This window comes from bacterium, from assembly GCA_012517375.1.
In the GTDB taxonomy this organism is placed as follows: Bacteria; Hydrothermota; Tepidihabitantia; order B3-TA06; family B3-TA06; genus JAAYVC01.
In genome coordinates, this window is the sequence record JAAYVC010000038.1 from 1 (window position 1) to 5,325 (window position 5,325).

Annotated in this window: 6 protein-coding genes; all 6 read left to right on the forward strand. The window is 45.1% G+C overall.

All coding sequences use genetic code 11. The features are described 5' to 3' along the window. The first annotated feature begins 286 nt into the window (after nt 1–286). A complete protein-coding gene (locus GX441_04835; GenBank protein NLI97969.1) occupies nt 287–1,228 on the forward strand; it encodes a T9SS type A sorting domain-containing protein in 942 nt (313 codons plus the stop codon). Nucleotides 1,229–1,710: 482 nt separating this feature from the next. Then, nucleotides 1,711–1,857: a hypothetical protein gene (locus GX441_04840; GenBank protein ID NLI97970.1), complete on the forward strand. Its 147-nt coding sequence runs from the start codon at nt 1,711–1,713 to the stop codon at nt 1,855–1,857. Continuing rightward, entirely contained in the window at nt 1,854–2,390 is a 537-nt protein-coding gene (locus tag GX441_04845; GenBank protein ID NLI97971.1) for a hypothetical protein, read from the forward strand. Before GX441_04840 ends, GX441_04845 begins: the two co-directional genes overlap by 4 nt. 86 nt (nt 2,391–2,476) lie before the next feature. After that, on the forward strand, nt 2,477–3,232 hold the full coding sequence (locus GX441_04850) for a hypothetical protein (protein NLI97972.1): 756 nt from the start codon (nt 2,477–2,479) through the stop codon (nt 3,230–3,232). Nucleotides 3,233–3,241: 9 nt separating this feature from the next. Further along, nucleotides 3,242–4,156: a hypothetical protein gene (locus tag GX441_04855; protein ID NLI97973.1), complete on the forward strand. Its 915-nt coding sequence runs from the start codon at nt 3,242–3,244 to the stop codon at nt 4,154–4,156. Next, nucleotides 4,153–5,325, forward strand: a 1,173-nt coding sequence (locus tag GX441_04860) for a hypothetical protein (GenBank protein ID NLI97974.1), incomplete at its 3' end; no start/stop codon positions are given. The genes GX441_04855 and GX441_04860, both read left to right, overlap by 4 nt.

Consider the following 5,325-nt stretch of genomic DNA (forward strand, 5'->3'; position numbering starts at 1 on the left):
GCTTTTTGCCCTTGAAAGGGTGAATCTAATCAAGAACCATAGCTTAGAGAGAGAGGATAGTTGCTGGCGGACTTATACGGGGACTCTACAACCACTTGAAAATGACTCAGCTGTTGCCAATGCTCATGATTCTGGGGCTGCTTTTGAGGGTTTATTCTCTGCTTCCGGGAATACTCGATCCATGCCAGGCGACCCTACCCCTCCTGGAATTGTTTTCGATTCTGCAGTAGTAATTCAAGGATTTCAATTAGATAGGGTCTTAGGTGACCTCGATAGTCTTTGTTGGATGATGAAAATAATCCCTCCTGTAGTGGGTTATAATTATTTGTATGAAGTTTTCATGGGTATGCTTTTAGATGCAGGAAACCCTGATGTAACATGGGCTATTTATCGATATTACAAGCCTAGTCAAAGTCTTGAAAGACTCAACTCTTACGGGAAAATGTATATAGAGTTCACTTTATCTGACGATACTTCTTGGATAGAGTGGAAAAGGTCTGTAAAGACAGATTGGGTAATTAATAGAGGGCTGTCCACTAATTTAGTTCTGGATAGTATCTATTTAGTCTCATACGGTTCTTTGCAAGGAGGGTGGTTCGGACAGAAAGTCTATATTGACAACATCCGCCTTACCGGTTACGCCGATTATGACGTTGGAATAAAGGGTATTCTTTCAGGCGACTCGGTTTGGAAGAATACAGGCTACACCCCGACGGCCCGGATAAAGAACTTTGGCCGTAAGCCAGCGGACAGCTTTCTCGTGATAGCGGAGATTAAGAATGGAGTAAATATAGTCTATTCAGACACCATGCCTTACTTCTTACCTGCCGATACAGAGGACACAGTATCGTTCAAGGAGTTTACCCCTCCTGATGCCTCGAACTACACCCTCACCGTCTCCACCCTCATGACACCTGACGAGTCCGACGAAGATGACGAGATGTCCAAAACCCTTTACGGCTCAGGAATAGAGGAGCAGCCCATACCTTCAGGACTAGCCTTTGAGGTCTCATCCTTTACACCCTCCCCCCGGGTCTCCTATTCAATTCCTGCAGGTCAGCAGGGCACGATAAGCCTATACGACCCTTCGGGCCGTCGTATCGAAAGCTACCGCGTTCAAGGCGAGGGGCAAGTGGCGATTAAGGCAGGGCTTTCGTCCGGGGTATACTTCGTGAAGCTGGAGACGGGGAAGGCGAACCTGACAAGGAAAGCTGTGGTTCTGCATTAATCGGGTTAAAGGAGCATTCTCTTCGAGAATAGATTGCTTCGCCGGCTGGGAGCCGTCTCGCAACGACAATTATTTTCTCCGGCCCCTTTCACACCAACGTCATCACTGAGCGAGCGGTCAGGGATGCCGTCTATCCTCCAACGGAGTCTGGGGTCGAACGAGCGCTGGAAGCACAGACGAGCGCTGGAAGTGCATGCGTTCGACAAGTTTCAGAACGCGCGGCGAAAGGATCGCCTAAATGATTTTTTATTTCAAACATCGGTATTATCCAGAGTGCAAGGCGATAATTCTCTGGTTTCTATGGAGTGCATTTCGTCTAACTGATGCTGCAGTTTTTGGACAAACTCCTCTAAAGATACTATCTGCGGTATAAAAAAACATTCTAATTGTCACTTTTATGCTTGACAGTTTTTTTTTTTTATATAATAATTGCACAGCAGGAGATGATTCCAGTCGAGGGGTTAAGAAGCAAGGAGAGAGATATGTATAAAGAAGCCGCAAAGACTCTTGATGCCGCTGAATCCAACAACTTTGTTTCAATAAAAACCAAGTCGGATGCGTTTCTCACTGCCTTCCTTTTCATCACTCTCCGGATAATTATAATAAATCATAGCAAGGAGGAACTATGAACCTTCTAACAGCACTGCTCTTCTTTACGGTAAGCGGAGGTGGCACTGCCGAAACAGGCAACCCTATGACGCCCTTGACCGACGAGGAGCAGATAAAGCTCGTAATGAACAATCTGGAAGACGCACTACTCAAGCACGATTCTGCGCTCGTGACCGCGTGCCTTTCAGAAAGGTTAGGAAACAAGGCGCTCGCCGAGGTCAAAAATAACTACATTACCTACGCGATGGGCGCAACGCCAATGACAGGCATGCCGCTCGTGTACCTGAGAACGTTCGACGTGAAGGTTGAGGGTAACACGGCTCAGGCAAAGGTCGAAGCGTTCACATACGGAGCAGGCAAGCGCATCCAGGCCACTCACAAGGTTGAGTTCCGCAAGACCGAGTACGGCTGGCTCATAGCAGACGCCAAGCCGCTCAACGCCATGCTAAAGCAGGTAGGCGGTATAGCGCCAACCGCGAACACTACCGAACAACAGGTCGAATCAGAGACCACCGAATCGCAACCCAAAACGAACAATGAGGTAGAGCAGTGAAAAGGAAATTAAGTATCTTGACAAAGTACTTCCTATTTGCAATTGTATCCGCTTACGCACTACTTTTCGGTGGTTGCACATGCACAATGTCCACTACGATCCAGAAGGTAGTTTCTTACCCTGTTCAAGTAGATCAAACTGTAGTTACGACAGGTTCAACTGAAACTATTTATGAAGGAGCTACTACATCGTTGCAGAATTTCAACAATCAGTTTTATAATGCTACTTTTAGTGAGTCAACGGTCGGTGATCAACATTACGAGTCCTGGTACGAACTAACAGAAAACCGCACGGGTACCGGACCGAAAATCAAAGGAGACGAAACGCCTTATTTTGAATATTACCTTGACGGTGTGATACCTAAAGGTTTACTAGCTACTACAATGAACTCGTGTTATACGCGGTACGCCAATGGCGATGTGGGTTATGGTAAAAAGCCAGGCGCCTATGTCCTTTTTGTGCATCGGATTAAAAACACAGACAATGAAACGTTTCCCTTAGGTATAACTCTTAGGCAATGGCCAATTGACGAGCAATATTGTGGAGAACCAAGGATAGCAATTGCTGACCAGGAGTTAATTGATAAAGCTGGACAAAAAGGAGCTACATACGAAGGTTTCGTAAAAACCTGCGTTGGGCACGAATTCGGGCATGCCTTTAATTTTAGCGGAATTTATGAAGGTTTTACGGAATGCGGAGACGCAGACTGTATGATGTCAGATCCCACCTTTTGGCCTTCAGCCTCAACCTTTTCAAATGATTGCCTTATTGGCGGCTGGAGCAGACATAACCACGACGGCCACTACCAAGAACTTGCAGACACAGTTAATTACAAGCCCTAGGAGGTTAAAATGAAAAATTCCACATTAAAGAAAGTAACATATCTAATGCTGCTGGGTGGCATTTTCCCTTTGCAAGCGCTTGCTAGCGATGCTGTTCCTGCAGTGTTATCGTTAGAGATTGGCAAGGACACTCTTGCACTAGCCGAACCTTTTTACCTGCAAGCATCTATTTGCAACCTTACCGAAGAAGACCTCTTTATCAATACGACTGGGTTCTTCAGTATGGATAATGTCAATACCTTTCAACTCTATATGATAGCACCTGATGGTGAAATTTGGAAATTTGGTTCTGTGATTAGCGCAACATATGAACTAGATCAGAAATTGTATTTCCGGCTTCGTCCTAAACAAGCAACTACAGACGGAGTAATCCTTTTCTGGGGTCTAATTGCACCTTTAAAGTATCACTATGCTCTTGAAAAAATGCCCCCGGGTTTGTACAAAATCTATGCTACTTATAGACTCCCAGGACCGAAAAAAGTTGAAGGGCTGACCATCTACTCCGATACACTGGAGTTGCATATCCTCCCTCTCGTTCCGGAACATCTACCTTCTCTGATTGCTATGGATTCTTTTAACTATACCGATGAATTCAAAACAAGACCACTGCTTAACCTGTTGAAAGTATCAAACACACCTTACCAGGAATCTGCTTGGGCAACCCTTGTTAACTGGTGCGAAGCCCCTGATTCTTTTGCTTCTGCAAAAGCGGCTTTCGACAAGGCTTACCCAAACAGTCAGTTTACTCGATCCATGATATTGCGCCAACTTAATTTGACATGGAGAAAAGGGCTAAGCGTTGAGACGGATTCGCTGACCGCCATCTGTAACGAGATAGTGCCCTCTTCCATACGTTTAATCAACTGGGGGTTCAGGCCAGAAATTCAAACTCTTTCAGAGAGAGAAAGGAGAGAACTAAAATGAAGAAATTTATCTCGCTAGTTTTTTTCGGTAGTTTTCTTTGCCTCTCGGCGACGATTGTTCAAAGACTTATAGTTAACTACAATGGAAATGATATTTGGCAAATAGATGCCCAAATTTCTGAAGACATTTTAGGCCACGTAGGGATGGCATCACTTTATGGAAACGCAGTGCATGAATATACCAGGGCCAACAAGAACGAAATATTAATCATATCTACCGACCAAACGACCGGTCACCTCTTCTTTGCCGTTACTCGTGAAAATAACAATGGAAAACGTGAAGCAAAGTGGGTTGGAATGATTGACGGTTCTCATGGCCCAGGAACCTCTAAGTTTGAGTCCCCCGGGGGCGTCTGCATTCTTCCATCAGCTGATTTTGCCAACGATCACACTCTTTACGTTTATGTAGCCGATGAAGGCAACAATCGCGTAGTGCGTTTAAAATTTAATACAGAAAAACATGACTTAACTTGGAACTGTCAATTAACTTCCTACCTTTCTAAACCCATCGATGTCTCTTGCTCGTGGGTAGGAGCAAATCCTGGTGTCTCAGTCTTGGCAATTGCCTCTTCCGGTAATGACAGAATCGTTTTTTACAAAATAGGGTCAAACGGTTCAACCAGCTATTTGACAAGCTACGATGCATCATTCTCGCATCCCAATTCCGTTGTCCTAAGACGCAAATTTGATGATAACTTTTATCTTTTTGTCGGCGATTGCAACAATAATAGAGTCCGGAGAACTGATTTAAGCTTGAGTGGAAGTACTTTGAGTTTTTACTATACAAACGTTTTTCAACTCAATACCCTCAAGGGGTTTTACGTCTCTGCAATCGCAGGTAATGAACAGGTGCTGTTTGTTCACGACATCGCCCGGAACAAAATCGTTGCTTATGACTTCTCCCTTGCAGAAAAGCTCTACGAAACCAGTGCTCACAAACCACACTATATGAGTTTCCATGGCGGAGAGACTGCCCTTTCCGAAGATTGGACCTATTCCAGCGGCCTCAAGTACTACTGGCTCGATTCGGAGTTCAAGGAAGCGGGCGCCATACCCAATGTTTTCAGGGTTGGCCAGCAGGACGTTGCAGTTAATTATGTCATAACTGGCGGCGGCAAGGTTACTATTAAGGTCTACACTCCATCCAATCCGACGACCCCGGTAAGAACC